The sequence below is a fragment of the Sorangium sp. So ce281 genome (assembly GCF_051527395.1).
Lineage (GTDB): Bacteria > Myxococcota_A > Polyangia > Polyangiales > Polyangiaceae > Sorangium > Sorangium cellulosum_B.
The window spans coordinates 3226898-3242675 of the sequence record NZ_CP150322.1 but is presented as its reverse complement, the minus strand read 5'-3'; the positions used below and the strand labels follow the sequence as shown (position 1 = coordinate 3242675).

Here is a 15778-nt window from a genome sequence, read left to right as displayed (position 1 = left end):
CCCGGTGCACGCGGATACGCCTCGGTCTGAATCGGGACGGGAGACTCAGGAGGACGACCACATGTTCCGCGGCGAGATCTCCGCGTCACCGCTGCTCGCGGTGGGCCTCCTGCCCGCGCTCGGCGGAGGGGCATCTTTCGCCACGGCGTTCCGCTGGCCCAGCCTGTCGATCGGCGTCGAGGCGCGGATGTTCACCTCCCTGGCGGACACCTTCGCGGACGGCGTCCTGGTCCATGCGAGCCTGGCGATGCCGACGCTCGACATCTGCGGTCATCGCGGGGTCCTGTCGGTGTGCGCCGTCTTCGACGCCGGCGAGCTGCAGATCACGAGCGACCCCGGCGTCAGCATTCAAGCGCGCCAGCCGTGGGTCAGCTCGGTCGGCCTTCGGGTCGCGGGCGACTGGCGCTTCTCCGAGCAGCTGTTCCTGCGCGGGTTCGCCGAGCTGCACACGAACCACAGCCGTCCGTCCCTCTGGGTGAACAACAGAGAGGTATGGCGGGTCCCTCCGCTCTCCGGCGTGGTCGGCGTGGGGCTCGTGCTCCCCGTAGATGCCTTCTGAGCGAGGCACCCTGGCCGCTCTCTGGACGGGAATGCGGCCGATGACACCTGGCCTGAACGAGCGATCACCACGCCGCGATGAGCACCATGTCAGCAGCATCAGCAAGAGACACCGGGACTGCCGCGGCAGCGCAGGGGCGACCCAGCTCCGCGCGTCGGCGCTCCCTGGCCGGGCCTCGGGCGGGCGGAACCAGCGTCCGGGCGCCGCTGTGGCTCGTCGCTGCGGCCGCGGCCCTGCTGTCGCCCTGGCGCGCCGGCGCCGCGCCGCCCCGCGCCGCAGTGCAGCTCGAGTACCGTCGCGCGCCGGGGGCCGAGCGCTGCCCGGGCGAGGCGCTCCTGCGCGAGGAGCTTGCCAGGCAGCTCGGCTATGACCCGGTGGAGCCCGAGGCGGCCGCGCAGGCCAAAGCCCTTGTCTTCCGCGGTCCAGGGAGGGAGATACACGCCACCATGGACCTCTACGACGCGGATGGATCCATCGCATGGTCTCGGCACCTGGTCGTCTATCACGACGACTGCAAAGAGCTTGTCATGAACATGGCGCTCTCGCTCCGGATCGCGCTCGATCCGAGCCTCCACGTGCCGCCCGCCCCGCCCCCACCGCCGCCCTCCCCTGCCCCGCCCCCGCCCCCGCCCGACGCCGCTGCCGCCGCGCCCGCGCGGCGGGCGTGGCCCGACGTCAGGGTCGGCCTTGCGGGGTCCGCGGTGTTCGGAACCCTGCAGGAGACGACCGCCGGGACGGCGCTCCACGTCGCGCTCCGCTATCCATCCTTCACCCTCGGCATCGAAGGCCACGTTCAATTGCCGGTCACGATTCAGCTCGACGAGGCGACGAGCATCTCGACATGGCTCGCGGCGGCGAACGTGATGCCGTGTTCGCAGCGCCGTCACCTCTTCGCTTGTGCCGTCGCGTCGGTCGGGGTCGTGACCACCTCCAGCGCCGACGCCAGGATCATCGACACCTCGTCGCTCTGGCTCGCCACAGGGCCGCGCGCAGGCGTCGAGATACCGATCTCCGATCGGCTCGCCATCCAGTTCTACGGCGACATCGTGCTGCGCCTCACGCAGTTCCGCGTCGAGAGCCAGGAAGGCGTGCTCTGGACCCCGCCCGCCTACGGCGGGCTCGTGGGCCTCCGTCTGGACGTGAATCTCGATCCGCGGAGCGAGGCGCCCGCGCGTCGCGCTGCCCTCCCTCGGGGTGCCGAGGCAGCGCATTGACAAGCTTCGCGACGACGCCGTCGCCACGCTCGAGGGGGGAACAGAGATGGGGACACAGTCACGCAAAAACACATCCGCAGAGCCTTCCCACGCCCGCATGGCGGAGATCGCCGACGAGCACTTCTCGTTCATCGCCCGCTACCTCGCCCGCCTCGGGGTTCGCGCGCAGGACATCGAGGACGTCGCCCAGGAGGTCCTCGCCGGCGCCTACCGTGCGCTGCCGCGGTTCGATCCCAGCCGGGGCACCGTGCGGTCGTGGCTCATGGGCATCGCGACCCACCAGGCGTCGAACCATTTCCGACGGGCCCACCGCCGCCACGAGCGCCTCCGGCCGTTCGACGATCTCGCGGCGCTGCCTGACGTCACCCCCGACTCCGAGCAGCGCGCCATCGCGAGGGACCGGCGCTGCGTGCTCGACAAGCTGCTCCAGGAGATGCCCATGGAGCGCCGCTGCGTGTTCGTCGCCCATGAGCTCGAGGAGATCGACATGGCCGAGATCGCCCAGCAGCTGTCGATCCCCCTGAGCACCGCGTGGAGCCGGCACCGGCTCGCCTGGGTCGACATCGAGGCGGCGATGCGTCGCTGGCAGGCGCGGCAGCGCGGCCGCGGGCTCGCGCTCATCCCCTTCAGCGCCGGCGCGCTCGTCCAGGAGGCGCGCACGGGGGGCGAGGGCGCGCCCACGTTGCTCACGAGGCTGTACCGCAGCGTCCGCGGGGTGTTCTCTCCGTGGCCGTGGAAGCTCCCGATCGAGGGCGGCGCGCCTACGCGGGCAGGCTCGCTCCATGTCGCAGCGAGCATCGCAGTCCCGCTGGCGAGCGCCGCCGCCGTCATCGCGATCACGCTCGGCGCGCTGCGCGCCGCCTCGACGCCGGCCGCCGTCGGAACGCGCGCCGCGACCGGGCTCGCCATGGCGGTCATCCGGACGCCGCCGCCCCCACCCGCGCTGCCGCCGCCGTCCCCGACCGCGCCATCGCTGCCGTCCCTGGCCGCGCTGCCGCCGTCCCCGGCCGTGCTGCCGCCGCCGCTCGGCGCAGCTGCAGCGGCGGACGCTCCGCAGGGCGGCCGGATCGCGGCCGCCGGGAACCCGCGAGCGACCAGCGCGGCGCTGCCCGCGCAGAAGGCCGCGCCCCGTCCGTCGGGCGGAGCGACCTTGCCCTCCGCGGCACCGCCTGGGACGTCGAACGATCAGGAGATCGCCGCGGAGCGCACCCTCATCGACGGCGCGATTACGGCGTTTTCGCGCGGTCGTTATGCGGAGGCGAAGCGCCGCCTGATCGAGCACCGGATGAGGTTCCCCGCTGGCCGCCTCACCGCCGAGAGGAACGCGGCGCTGCGCGCGCTCCGCGCGAGGACGACAGCCGCCGGGCCCAGCCCGCTGCTCTAGAGCGACGGTCACCCGCGCAGGAGACGCTCCCTCCCACCGCCGCCGACTACTGCTCTCCCGCGCAGGAGACGCTCCCTCCCACCGCCGCCGACTACTGCTCTCCCGCGCAGGAGACGCTCCCTCCCACCGCCGCCGACTACTGCTCTCCCGTCCGCGGCGCCTGGGGGTGATGCGCTGGGGATCGCGCGCGCACAGAAGATCATTCTTCAGAGCCGATGGCTTTTTTTTGAGATGGGAGATCAGCTCCTCCTAATTAAGCGAGCATGGGACAACCGCATCGCACTCTCGCACCGTCGATGCCGCTGGATAGACAGCGGGCCTTCGTCCGGCTCTTTCGGGGGAAGACCTACGACTCCGTATGGAATTGGCTTAGGCGGCTCGGGGTCCCACGCCGTGATCGGCGAGACATTCTCCAGGATGTGTTCCTCGCCGGATACCAGAGCTTCCCATCCTACGACCCGCTCCGCGCGCGACCGGAGCGGTGGCTCAACAGGATCACCGTCCACGTGGCCGCCCACTACCGCGACCGCGCGCACCACCGGCGCGAAGAGCTGTCCTCCGGCCACGCCCCGCGCCGCGTCGCCGACGAGCGCCCGAACGCCGAGGAGCAGATCGACGCAGAGCAGACGCGCTCCCTCATCCTCTCGCGGCTCAGGTCGCTGCAGGCCGAGGAGCAGCAAATCCTCATCGCGCACGACATCGAAGGCGTGCCGATGGCGACGGTCGCCGCACAACACGGGATCCCGCTGTCGACGGCGTACAAGTGGCGCACGCGCGCGCTCGCGTCCCTGCGCGCGCTGCTCGAGGAGCCCCGCGCAGAGCGCAGGCAGCAACGACCGCCGCGGCCGACCGCGACCGACGTCACCGAGGCGGCGCGCCCGGCGAGCGCCACACGCGCGGTGCCCCCGCCACGCCGGACGGCGCTGGCAGAGCGACCCGTCCGCTCGACCCCAGCGGGCACCGAGCGGCCGGCGGCGCCCTGCCGCACGCAGCCGAAGGGCGCCCTGTTCCTGCGGCGACCGGGCGCGGAGCGGCCGGGGGAGCGGCCGCACGCGCCAGCGCGCAGTTGACCGGCGGAGGCGGCCAGCGCTCGCGCGAACGCCAGCGTGGGCCCGGCTCCGACGGCCCCCATGACCCGATGGCCCGCCCGCGCCTGCGAGACAAATCTTCACGCCGATCGCAAGCCGTACGGGATGTACGGGGCGCCGTACAGCGACCAGAAAGCGCCTCCGGCCCACGCGCGGGTAGTCGGGGCGTATGTCGTCGCGCTATGCTGGAGCCTCAACGATGTACTACTCGACCGACGACCTTCGTATTGCAGGGCTCAGGCCCTTGATCCCCCCCGCGATCCTTATCGAAGAGATCCCCGTCAGCCCCGCGGCCTCCGAGACCGTGGCCTTCACGCGCAAGGCCGCCGAGCGCGTGATCTCGGGCGACGACGACCGGATCATCGTGGTGGTGGGCCCCTGCTCCATCCACGACCCCAAGGCCGCCCTGGAGTACGCCGCGCAGCTCCGGGAGGCGCGCGACCGGCTGAGCGACGATCTGCTCGTGGTCATGCGCGTGTACTTCGAGAAGCCGCGCACCACGGTCGGCTGGAAGGGGCTGATCAACGATCCCAACCTCGACGGCAGCTTCTCGATCAACAAGGGGCTCCGCGTCGCCCGGGGGCTGCTCCGCGACATCGCCGAGCTCGGGCTCGCGAGCGCGACCGAGTTCCTGGACACGATCTCGCCGCAGTTCATCGCCGATTTCATCTCCTGGGGCGCGATCGGCGCGCGCACGACCGAGAGCCAGATTCACCGCGAGCTCGCCTCCGGGCTCTCGTGCCCCGTGGGCTTCAAGAACAGCACCGAGGGCGACGTCCAGATCGCGGTCGACGCCGTGCGGGCCGCGCGCGAGGCGCACCATTTCCTCTCCGTGACGAAGCAGGGGATCTCGGCGATCGTGGCGACGCGCGGCAACGCGTCGTGTCACGTGATCCTGCGCGGCTCGCAGCGCGGGCCCAACTACGCGGCCGAGCACGTCCGCGAGGCGGCCGACCGCCTGACCAAGGCGGGCCTGCCGCGCCGGCTGATGGTCGACTGCAGCCACGGCAACAGCCAGAAGGATCCGGCGCGCCAGAGGATCGTGGCCGAGAGCCTGGCCGACCAGCTGCGCTCGGGCTCGCGGGACATCCTCGGCGTGATGATCGAGAGCCACCTCGTGGGAGGCCGGCAGGATCTCGCGCCGGGCAAGCCCCCCACCTACGGCCAGAGCATCACCGACGCCTGCCTCGGCTGGAACGACACCGTGCCGGTGCTCGAGCTGCTCGCGCAGGCGGTGCGGGACCGGCGAGCCAGCAAGGCGGCGTGAGCCCTCCGCGCGGCGCCTGCGGCCGCGCGTGACGGCGCGGCGGCCGACGCGCCGTCACGCGCGTGGCGGATCCCTCCAGAAAATTTCATCATGAGCGCAACTCGCGGCCCGCGGCACGCTGCAACCACGGCCGCCCGGGTTTCGTGCGCCGCGGGCCTGGCGCCGCTGCCGTCCGGGCGAGCGACACGCTATGCCTGCACCCGGGAACGCCGCGGAGGGCGCCGCCATTCTCTCGGAAATCCTCATCATCCTGGCCCTCGTGCTCGTGAACGGCGTCTTCTCGGGCGCCGAGATCGCGATCGTCACGGTCCGCAAGACGCGGCTCGACCAGCTCGTCCAGTCGGGGAGCCGCCGGGCACGGGCGGTGAAGCGCCTCCGGGGCAACCCGGAGCGCTTCCTCGCCACCGTGCAGATCGGCATCACCGTCGTCGGCGCGACCGCGAGCGCCTTCGGCGGGTCGACCCTCGCGAAGGACCTCGCGCCGGTCCTCCGCGCGGTGCCGTGGGTCGGGGACGCGGCGGACGAGCTCGCGTTCGCCGCGGTGGTCGCGCTCGTCTCCTTCCTGTCGCTCGTCCTCGGCGAGCTCGTCCCGAAGTCGCTCGCGCTCCGCGCCTCCGAGCGGTACGCGATGCTCGCCGGGCCGCCGCTCCGCGGGCTCTCGTCGCTCGCCCGCCCGCTCGTCTGGCTGCTCACCGCCAGCTCCAACCTGGTGCTGAGGCTCTTCGGCGACCGCACGAACTTCGTCGAGGCGCGCCTCTCCCCCGAGGAGATCCAGCAGATCGTCGACGAGGCCGCCGAGGCGGGCTCGGTCGACAAGCGCGCCGGCGAGATCGCGTCCCGCGCCATCGATTTCGCCTGGCTCACCGCGCTCCAGGTGATGCTCCCCCGCGGCCGCGTCGTGGCGCTCCCGCGCGACGCGGCCGCCCCGGAGGTGCAGCGCGCCGTGCTGGAGCACGGCCACACGCGGATGCCGGTCTACGAGGGGTCGAACGACAACGTGATCGGCTACGTCACGATGCCGGAGGTGCTCGCGCTCCTGTGGGGCGACGGGCAGTTCTCGCTGGAGAGCATCCTGCGCCCGGCGTACTTCGTGGTCGGGTCGATGCCGGCCGTCGAGCTCCTCGCCGAGCTGAAGCGGCGCCGGCTCCAGCTCGCCGTCGTCGTGGACGAGCAGGGCGGCATGATCGGCATCGTCACGATGGAGGACCTCGTCGAGGAGCTCGTCGGCGAGATCTTCGCCGAGAACGAGGCGCACCCGCCCCACGCAGAGACGATCCGGCGCGAGCCGGACGGGTCGGCGCTCGTGCCCGGCGACATGCCGGTCCACGAGGTCAGCCGGCAGCTCGCGATCGCGCTGCCGGACGACGTCCGCTGGTCGACGGTCGCGGGGCTCTGCCTGGGGCTCGCCCGGCGCATCCCCGCGCCCGGCGACGTCGTGACGACCCCGGACGGGGCGGAGCTCCACATCGTCGACGCGAGCCCGCGGCAGATCCGCACGGTGCGGGTCCGCATCCCGCCCGCGCATGCGAGCGAGCCCGAGGACGAGGAGCAGCGCGGCGAGGGCTGAACCGGCGCGGCGCGTCGGGACGCAGGGACGGGCGCGCCCGGGGCCTCCGCTGGAACTGGTCGACCACCACGTAGCGCCGGGCGACGAGGCCGAAGACGACGGCCGCGATCAGGAGGAGCGCCGCGAAGAAGAGGTATTGAAGCGCGCAGTGAACACGTTGAACGCGGCGACGCCGGCGGTGATCAGGTTGCCCGTGTTCGCCGTGCCGGCCGAGCGCCGTGAGGTGGACGCCGCGCACAGGTGGCAATTGGCCTTCGCCACGTGCTCGTGGATCAACATGGTGTTGACCACGAGGAACGTTGAATATGTTCTTCCTCCCGTAAAAGCTGAGACGTTCGCACCCCTCGTTCCCGACAATGTACTTGATCTGAGCGGGAATTCGGTTGGTGCTCGGAGCGGTCGGGGCCATGGCGAGGCCCTCGCGCGCGCCATCCAGGCATAGACGGCCTCCCGCGCCAGCGCAATCCGCGCTGCCTCCCTCCCCTGCGGAGAGGCCGGCGCGGGCTGGCGGCCTGGCCGCGCGCGGGGCGCCCTGGCCGCGCGCGGGGCGCCCTGGCCGCGCGCGCGGCGCCCGAGCAGCGCACCCTGTGGTCAAGGTGTACGACGGTGGCAAAACGGCGCGCCGACGCCGCCGACGCCGCCGACGCCGCCGACGCCGCCGACGAACTACGCGCGGGATTCAGGCTGCAAGCATTGACATCCTGCAAGGCCATCGTCGTATCCTCCCGGTAGCTCCGCGTTACGACCCCCGTCGTCGGCGACTCTGCCGAGGGAAGGTTCATGGAAAAGCTCAAATCGCGCTTCAGGCTCGCGCCGACGTATACCCTGCTCTGGCTCGCTGCGGCGGCGCTCGCCTCCGTGGCATCGTGTTCGGACGGCGGCCCCAGCACGAGCGCGTGCGTCGCGCCGGAGACGGAGTGCGACGGCATCTGTATCAACACGGGCACGAGCACGAGCCACTGCGGCGCGTGCGGCGTGGCGTGCGGCAGCGATCAGGCCTGCCGCGACGGCGAGTGCGTGGCCGTGGCCGCGTGCGACGACGGCCTCGCGTCGTGCGGCGACAGCTGCGTCGACACCCAGAGCGACGAGGCGAACTGCGGCCGCTGTAACAACGCCTGCGAGGAGGGGCAGACCTGCGAGGCCGGCGCGTGCCAGGACCAGGGGGGCTGCCCCGCGGGGCGCACCGACTGCGGCGGCACGTGCGTCGACGTCACGTCCGATCCGGGCAACTGCGGCGAGTGCGGCGCCGCGTGCACGGACGGCCAGACCTGCGAGGCCGGCGAGTGCCAGGACGGCGAGTGCTCGGCGGGGCTCACCGACTGCGACGGCGCCTGCATCGACCTCCAGAACGACGCCGGGCATTGCGGCGCGTGCGGCACCGCGTGCACGGACGACCAGACGTGCGTCGCCGGCGAATGCCAGGACGGCTGCGGCTCCGGGCTCACGGCCTGCAACGGCGTCGATGTCTGCGTCGACCTCCAGACCAACGCCGATCATTGCGGCGAGTGCGGCGCCGCGTGCAACGACTCGCAGGTCTGCCAGGCCGGGGCGTGCGCGTGCACGGTGAGCCCGGGCCACGATCTCGGCAGCGCCGTGCCGCAGATCGTGAACGGCACGACCGCGGGCCTGCCGAACACGTATTCCCCGACGTGCTCCGCCACGAGCTCGAGCGAGCGCATCTACTCGTTCACCGCCGCGACCGCGGGCGTCTACTCGTTCGACAGCACGAACTCCGGCTACAGCGTCGTCCTCGCCCTCCTCGACGCGACGGGGTGCTCCGAGATCGCGTGCAGCGCCGACCCGAGCGCGATCATCACGGCCGACCTGGCCATGGGCCAGACCGTCTACATCGTGGTCGACGGCGCGGAGGGCGAGGCGGGCACCTTCGAGCTGAGCGTGACGCGGGCGAGCGCGCCGAGCTGCCCGGCGGGCACCCTCGCCTCGTCGGTGCCGCAGACGATCACCGGCAGCACGCTCGGCCGGCCCAACAGCGTGCGGCCGACCGTGACGGAGGCCTGCCGCCAATCGAACAGCCCCGACGCGGGATACGCGTTCACGGCGCCGGTCGCCGGCGACTACACGTTCGATACGTTCGGATCGGCGTTCGACACGATGCTCCACGTGCACGACGCGACCTGCGGGGGGCCTCAGCTCGCGTGCAACGACGACACGAGGGTCGATCAGTCGGAGGTCACGGTGACGCTCGCGGCGGGTCAGACCGTCGTGATCGTGGTGGACGGCTCGCTCGACACCAGCGACGGCGCGTTCACGCTCAACCTGAAGCGGGCCGTCCCGCCGCCTGTATGCGACGGCTCGGGCACCTGCGGCGACGGCGGCTCGGGGTGCACCCAGTGCGCGCTCGATACCAGCTGCGCCGACGAGCTCTCGGCGTGCACGGCAAGCCTCCTGTGCTTGGAGTACGTGAGCTGCATCCGTACGTGCGACACGGCCGGCTGCCAGGAGGCCTGCAGGACGGCAGACCCTGCCAGCGCGGACCTCTACGACGCGATGCTCCGGTGCGTCTACTGCGACGTGTGCCGGAACGATTGCAGCGGCGCGTCGGAGGTCGAGTGTCGCTGAGCGTGCGGGTGAGATAGAAGCGCTGCGTCGCCCGTGTTACGAACGGGATGATGCAGCGCATCCTCCACGGCCACTTCTGGACGGTCGCTCCCTGGCTCAAGCATCAGATTCGCGCCCCGCGGCTCGCTCCGTCTTCCCCCTTCTCGGTCCACGTCGATGAGACGCCTGCCGGGCCCGTCCGGTTGCTCGGCAGGATCCGCCATCGAGAAGACGCGGGCTCTATCCTCGTCATCGTCCACGGGCTCGGCGGTACGAGCGAGAGTTATTATGTGGTCGAGGCCGCCCTGATGGCCGAGCGCGCCGGGCTCGCCTGCCTGCGCATCAACCTGCGCGGCGCCGGGGGCGACGGAGACGACATCTACCACGCTGGCCTGTTCTCCGATCTCCACGCCGCCATCACCTCCCCCGAGCTCGGCCGGTACGAGCGCGTGCTCGTCCTCGGCTACTCGCTGGGCGGGCATATCGCCCTCCGTTATGCGGCGTCGGGCTCGCTCGACGGGCGCGTCCACGCCGTGGCGGCCGTCTGCCCGCCGCTCGACCTGGAGCGAGCCGTGGCCGCCATCGATCAGCCCGAGCGGTGGGTTTACCGCAGGCACGTGATGGCCGGGCTGAAGGAGATGTACACAGCCGTCGCCTCGCGCCGCGCCGTGCCCGTGCCCCTCGACGAGGCGCTCGCCATTCGCACGATCCGCGAATGGGACCGGCGCATCATGACGCGACGCTTCGGCTACCAGAGCGCGGAGGCCTACTATGCGAGCGAGAGCGCCGCCCCGCGCCTCGGCGACATCGCCGTCCCGTCGCTGATCGTCGCGGCGGAGGCCGACCCGATGGTGCCGCTCGACACGGTGCGGCCGGCGATCGAGGCCCACCCGCGCTCGCCGCTGCTCGACGTGCAGTGGCTCCGGCACGGCGGCCACGTGGGCTTCCCGCGGACGCTGAGCCTCGGGTTCGGGGCGGCGCCGGGCCTCGAGTCCCAGGTCATCCACTGGCTCACCAGGAATTGACCCGCGGGCGCAGGCCCGGCCGTGCCCGCGGCGCTCTGGCTCGGGCTCCCCGGGGCATCGGGGCGCGATCCGATCACCGCGCGGCCGCGGCGCGGCGGCGTCACCCGCGCGGCGCGGCGGGCGTCAGCGCATAGACGTCGACGTCCACGCCCGGGCTATAGAGCACGTGCGGCGCCCCCGCCGGGGCGGGCAGGCCGGCCGCGGCGACGACGCTCTCCTCGACGTGGGTCACCTCGGCCCGGTGGAGCGGATAGGGCGCGTGGTGCACCTGCCCGATCTTGAGCGCGCCGCCGCTCGCGGCGAACAGCAGGTAACGCTCGGCCAGGAAGTGCTCGAAGGTCCCCGGCGCCGCGGCGCCGCCGTCGATCGCCGCGCCGACGCGATAGCGCGCCTCGAAGCGCGCAGGCACGGGGCCCGGCCAGCGCCGCTCGCTGCGGTAACGGACCTCCCCGTCCCTCGAGTCGAGATCCATCGAGGCGTGGTGATAGGGCAAGTGCCAGCCGACCCGGGCCGCGACGACCGCGATGGCCTTGGCCGCGTCCAGGCTGAAGAACCAGACGCCCGGCGCTCGCCCCTCGTGGTGAACGTAGGTGCGGACGTTGAGCTCGTGGAAGTTCGAGATCCCGGGCACGCTCGGCGACCACCAGGGGCTGACGTCGCGCATGGTGAAGGCGACGACGCCGACGTAGGCCCTGCCCTCGAAGGTGTCGAGCTCGAGCGCGGGCGGCACGACGGCGCGCAGCGCGGCGATCGGCGTCTCCCAGTGCAGGAAGAGCAGCTCTCTCCAGCGCTGGAAGCCCGCCGGGCGGCCAGGGGGGCGGAGCGTGGGGGCGATTCGATCCACGACGACCTCATCCTAGGACGGCGCGGTCAGAAGATCTCCTCTCGCGGCCGGCAATGACATGGGGATATCCTGCGCGCGGGCCGAACGGGCACGGAGCGGAGGCAGGATGAAGAAGCTCATCAATGCGCCGGACGATCTCGTCGATGAGGCGCTCGAGGGGATGGCGCTCGCGCACGCCGAGCTCCTCCGGGTGAACGCCGCGCCGCGCTTCGTCACGCGCGCGGAGGCGAAGGGCAAGGGCAAGGTCGCGCTCCTCTCCGGCGGCGGCAGCGGGCACGAGCCGCTGCACGCCGGGTTCGTCGGGCGCGGCATGCTCGACGCCGCCTGCCCCGGCGCCGTGTTCACGAGCCCGACGCCCGACCAGATCTTCGAAGCGACGCGGGCAGTCGACGGCGACGCCGGCGTGCTCCACATCATCAAGAACTACACCGGCGACGTGATGAACTTCGAGATGGCCGCCGAGCTCGCGGGCGAGGCGGGAATCCCGGTGGAGGGCGTGCTCGTGAACGACGATGTGGCGGTCGAGGACAGCCTGTACACTGCCGGACGGCGCGGCGTGGGGACGACCGTCCTCGTCGAGAAGATCTGCGGCGGCGCCGCCGAGGCGGGCCGCCCGCTCGAGGAGGTGGCGGCGCTCGGCCGGCGGGTCAACGCGCGCGGCCGCAGCATGGGGGTCGCGCTCTCCGCCTGCACGGTGCCGCACGCCGGCAAGCCGTCGTTCGAGCTCGGCCCGGGCGAGATGGAGGTCGGCATCGGCATCCACGGCGAGCCCGGCCGGCGGCGGGCCAGGCTGGAGCCGGCCGACCGGGTGGCCGAGCTCCTGATGCAGCCGATCCTCGACGACCTGCCGTTCGCGCCGGGCGACGACGTGCTGCTGTTCGTCAACGGCATGGGCGGGACGCCGCTCCTCGAGCTCTACGTCGTGTACCGCAAGGCGCGCGCGATCGCGCAGGGCCGCGGCCTCAAGGTCGCGCGCAGCCTCGTGGGGTCGTACATCACGTCGCTCGAGATGGCCGGCGCGTCGGTGACCCTGCTCAAGCTCGACGACGAGATGCTCCGGTGGTGGGACGCGCCGGTGCACACGCCGGCGCTGCGCTGGGGGACCTGAGCCATGGACGCCTTGAACGGCGCGCACATCGCGGCGTGGATCGAGCGCGCGGCCGACGTCATGGAGCGCGAGAAGGCGCTCCTGACCGAGCTCGACGCGGCGATCGGCGACAGCGACCACGGCGTCAACATGGCGCGCGGCTTCACGGCGGTGCGCGCCCGGCTCGGCGGCCTCGATCACGGCGACGTCGGCGCGCTGCTGAAGGGCGTCGGGATGATCTTGCTGTCGACCGTCGGCGGGGCGAGCGGCCCGCTCTACGGCACGCTGTTCCGCGAGGCGGGCCAGCGGGCGGCCGGCGCCGCGGCGCTCGATCTCGCGGCCGTGGCCGGGTGCCTCGAGGCGGGCCTCGACGGCGTGAAGCGGCGAGGCAAGGCGTCGCCCGGCGACAAGACGATGGTCGACGCGCTCTCCCCTGCGGTCGACGCGCTCAAGGCCGCGCTGAGCGCGCCGGCGCCCGCGGGCGAGCCGGCGCGCTCCCCGCTCATGGACGGGCTCGCGCGCGCCGCCGCGGCGGCGCAGGCCGGCGCGCTTGCGACCGTGCCGCTCATCGCTCGCAAGGGCCGGGCGAGCTACCTCGGTGAGCGCAGCGCCGGGCACCAGGACCCCGGCGCCACGTCGTGTTCGCTCTTGCTGCGGAGCCTGGCCGCGACGGCAGGCGTATGAGCAGGGCGGCGGGCCGCGTCGGGCTCGTCCTGGTCTCGCACAGCCGGCAGCTCGCCGAGGCCACCGAGGCGCTGGCCCGCCAGATGACCGGCGAGGCGGTCGCCATCGCGTGCGCGGCGGGCGCGGGCGACGGCGGCGCGGAGCTCGGCACCGACGCGACCGCGATCGCCGCGGCGATCGAGCGCGTCTGCGGGCGGGCCGGCGCCGTCGTGCTGATGGACATCGGCGGCGCGATCCTGAGCGCCGAGACGGCGCTCGAGCTCATCGATCCGGCCATCGCCGCGCGCACGCGCCTCACCGGCGGGCCGATCGTGGAAGGGGCGGTCGCGGCGGCCGTGCGGGCTGCGGCGGGCGGCACGCTCGATCAGGTCGCCGCGGAGGCGCGGCAGGCGCTCGCTCCCAAGGCCGAGCAGCTCGGCGAGGCGGAGCGCCCCGCGGCGGCGGCGGCGGCCGCGACCGATGCGGCCGCGCCGGCCGCGGCGGTCGAGCTCGCGATCGCCGATCCGGGCGGCCTGCACGCCCGCCCTGCCGCGCGGCTCATCACGCGCGCGGCGGCCTTCGACGCGGCGATCACCCTGGAGAACGTGACGGCCGCGCGCGGTCCGGTGCCGGCCTCGAGCCTGATCGCGCTCGCGTCCCTCGGGGCGCGCCGGGGCGACGTGCTGCGCTTGCGCGCGACCGGGCGGCAGGCGGTCGAGGCGGTCGAGGCGCTCGCCGCGCTCCTGCAGCGCGGCGCGCCGGCGGCCGCCCCTACGGCGCCCCCCGCGTCGTGCCACGCGATCCCCGTCGCGCCCGGCGTCGCGCTCGGCCCCATGGTCCGGCTGGTGCGGTCGATCCCGGAGGTCCCCGAGACCACGGTCGACGATCCTGCAGCCGAGGCAGAGCGGCTGCGGCGGGCGCTCGATCTGGCAGCGCAGGACCTCGGCAGCGCGCTGCGCGGCACCGACATCCTCGACGCCCATCAGGCGCTGCTCTGCGACCCGGCGCTCGTCGACGAGGCGATCTCCCGCATCGAGCGGGAGCGCTGCAACGCGGCCTGGGCCTTCCGCCAGGCGATCGACGCCGCGGCCGCGATCTACCGGCGGCTCGACGACCCGTACCTGCGGGCCCGCGAGGCCGACGTCCACGACGTGGGCGACGCCGTGGTGCGCGCCCTGCTCGGCGGCGCCGCGGCGGTGCTGCCCGACGGGCCGCCGGCCGTCGTCGTGGCCGAGGACCTCACGCCGTCGGAGGCCGCGCGGCTCGATACGAGGCGGGTGCTCGGCGTCATCGACCGGCGCGGCGGTCCCACCTCGCACGCGGCCATCCTGCTGCGGAGCGCCGGCATCCCCGCGGTCGCCGGGGCCGCGGCGCTGGTGGCGGACGCGGGCGGCACGCGCGCCGGCCTCGACGGCGCGACCGGCGAGGTGTGGCTCGATCCGGATCCCGAGACGACGATCGAGCTCCAGCGGCGGCAGGCGGCCCTCCGCGCGTCGCGGCGGCCGCCAGGCGCCCGGGACGGCCGGTTGCGCCTCGCCTGCGGCCGCGAGATCGAGCTCTGGGCGAACGTGGCTGGCCCCTCGGACGCGCGCGCCGCGCGCGAGGCCGGCGCCCTCGGGATCGGGCTCCTGCGCACCGAGATGCTGTTCCTCGACCGCGCGGACGAGCCTGGCGAGGACGAGCAGGCGGAGCTGCTCGCGGAGATCTTCGCGGCGTTCGCCGGCGCTCCGATCGTGGTCCGCACGCTCGACGCCGGCGGGGACAAGGCGCTGCCGTACCTCGAGCTCGACGCCGAGACGAACCCCAGCCTGGGCGTCCGCGGCGTCCGCCTCTCCCTCGCGCGGCCGGCGCTGCTCGAGACGCAGCTCCGCGCGATCCTGGTCGCGGGGCGCGGCCATGACATCCGGGTGCTGGTCCCGATGGTCTCGACCGCCGCGGAGGTGAGCGCCGTGCGCGCCGCGCTGGAGCGCGCGCACGAGGCGCTCGCGGCGACGGGCGCGGCGCACCGCTGGCCCGTGGCCACGGGCATCATGGTCGAGGTGCCGTCGGCGGCGCTCATGGCGGAGCGCCTCGCGCGCCAGGCCGACTTCTTCAGCATCGGGACCAACGATCTGACGCAGCACACGCTGGCGGCCGAGCGCGGTCACCCGCGGCTGCACGCGCTCGCGGATCCGGCGCACCCGGCCGTGCTGCGGCTCGTGCGCTGGGTGGTGGAGGCGGGGCACGCCGCGAAGCGGCCGGTCTCGGTGTGCGGCGAGGCCGCCGGCGATCCCGGCGTCGCGCCGCTCCTCGTCGGGCTCGGGATCACGCGCCTCAGCATGTGCGCCTCCGCGTTCGACGCGGTGGAGGACGCGCTCGCCGGCGCCTCGTTCGCCGATCTCGCCGCCATCGCCGAGGAGGCGCTCGCGGTCGACGACGCGGCGGCGGCCCGCGCAACCCGCGCGGCGGCGCGGCGTCCGGGCTGACGTCGGTGCGGTGACGGAGCGGGCAGGCGCCTGGCCAGGGACCGCCAGACGTCTGG

14 protein-coding genes are annotated in these 15778 nt (G+C 73.5%); 12 read left to right on the top strand and 2 right to left on the bottom strand.

All coding sequences use genetic code 11. The features are described 5' to 3' along the window. Positions 1-61: 61 nt before the first annotated feature. From WMF27_RS12420 to WMF27_RS12395, 6 genes are all read left to right on the top strand, one after another. Complete coding sequence (locus tag WMF27_RS12420; protein ID WP_437768654.1) at positions 62-559, top strand: hypothetical protein; 498 nt, start codon at positions 62-64, stop codon at positions 557-559. Between the two features lie 86 nt (positions 560-645). Continuing rightward, positions 646-1773 carry a hypothetical protein gene (locus WMF27_RS12415; RefSeq protein WP_437944158.1) on the top strand — a complete coding sequence of 376 codons (1128 nt, stop codon included), beginning with the start codon at positions 646-648 and terminating at the stop codon, positions 1771-1773. A gap of 97 nt (positions 1774-1870) precedes the next feature. After that, the gene (locus WMF27_RS12410) at positions 1871-3157 is read left to right on the top strand and encodes an RNA polymerase sigma factor (RefSeq protein ID WP_437768656.1); all 1287 of its coding nucleotides are present in this window, start codon (positions 1871-1873) and stop codon (positions 3155-3157) included. A gap of 263 nt (positions 3158-3420) precedes the next feature. After that, complete coding sequence (locus WMF27_RS12405; RefSeq protein WP_437944157.1) at positions 3421-4227, top strand: sigma-70 family RNA polymerase sigma factor; 807 nt, start codon at positions 3421-3423, stop codon at positions 4225-4227. A 217-nt stretch (positions 4228-4444) separates the two neighbouring features. Then, entirely contained in the window at positions 4445-5512 is a 1068-nt protein-coding gene (locus WMF27_RS12400; RefSeq protein ID WP_437768658.1) for a 3-deoxy-7-phosphoheptulonate synthase, read from the top strand. A 190-nt stretch (positions 5513-5702) separates the two neighbouring features. Next, on the top strand, positions 5703-7079 hold the full coding sequence (locus WMF27_RS12395) for a hemolysin family protein (RefSeq protein WP_437768659.1): 1377 nt from the start codon (positions 5703-5705) through the stop codon (positions 7077-7079). A gap of 108 nt (positions 7080-7187) precedes the next feature. On the opposite strand, the gene WMF27_RS12390 is transcribed toward WMF27_RS12395, so the two are convergent. Next, positions 7188-7358 (bottom strand): hypothetical protein, encoded by a 171-nt coding sequence (locus WMF27_RS12390; RefSeq protein ID WP_437944156.1) that lies wholly within the window; start codon positions 7356-7358, stop codon positions 7188-7190. A 327-nt stretch (positions 7359-7685) separates the two neighbouring features. Between WMF27_RS12390 and WMF27_RS12385 the strand changes: the two genes are divergently transcribed. Genes WMF27_RS12385 through WMF27_RS12375 form a run of 3 tightly spaced genes read left to right on the top strand, consistent with a single transcriptional unit; the run spans position 7686 to position 10663 of the window. Continuing rightward, positions 7686-7811 carry a hypothetical protein gene (locus tag WMF27_RS12385; RefSeq protein ID WP_437944155.1) on the top strand — a complete coding sequence of 42 codons (126 nt, stop codon included), beginning with the start codon at positions 7686-7688 and terminating at the stop codon, positions 7809-7811. A gap of 48 nt (positions 7812-7859) precedes the next feature. Beyond that, positions 7860-9659, top strand: a complete 1800-nt coding sequence (locus WMF27_RS12380) for an MXAN_6577-like cysteine-rich protein (protein ID WP_437944154.1) — start codon at positions 7860-7862, stop codon at positions 9657-9659. Positions 9660-9706: 47 nt separating this feature from the next. After that, on the top strand, positions 9707-10663 hold the full coding sequence (locus tag WMF27_RS12375; RefSeq protein ID WP_437944153.1) for a YheT family hydrolase: 957 nt from the start codon (positions 9707-9709) through the stop codon (positions 10661-10663). 100 nt (positions 10664-10763) lie between these two features. Here the strand turns inward: WMF27_RS12375 and WMF27_RS12370 are convergent, their stop codons facing one another. Then, positions 10764-11507, bottom strand: coding sequence for a YqjF family protein (locus WMF27_RS12370; protein ID WP_437745941.1), 744 nt, complete (start codon positions 11505-11507; stop codon positions 10764-10766). 106 nt (positions 11508-11613) lie between these two features. Here WMF27_RS12370 and dhaK point away from each other — a divergent pair, with 106 nt between their 5' ends. From dhaK to ptsP, 3 genes are read left to right on the top strand one after another with little or no spacing between them, the layout of a single operon-like run. Further along, a complete protein-coding gene (gene dhaK / locus WMF27_RS12365) occupies positions 11614-12615 on the top strand; it encodes a dihydroxyacetone kinase subunit DhaK (protein WP_437768663.1) in 1002 nt (333 codons plus the stop codon). 3 nt (positions 12616-12618) lie between these two features. Then, on the top strand, positions 12619-13278 hold the full coding sequence (gene dhaL, locus WMF27_RS12360; protein WP_437768664.1) for a dihydroxyacetone kinase subunit DhaL: 660 nt from the start codon (positions 12619-12621) through the stop codon (positions 13276-13278). After that, complete coding sequence (ptsP, locus tag WMF27_RS12355; protein ID WP_437768665.1) at positions 13275-15722, top strand: phosphoenolpyruvate--protein phosphotransferase; 2448 nt, start codon at positions 13275-13277, stop codon at positions 15720-15722. Before dhaL ends, ptsP begins: the two co-directional genes overlap by 4 nt. Positions 15723-15778: the final 56 nt, after the last annotated feature.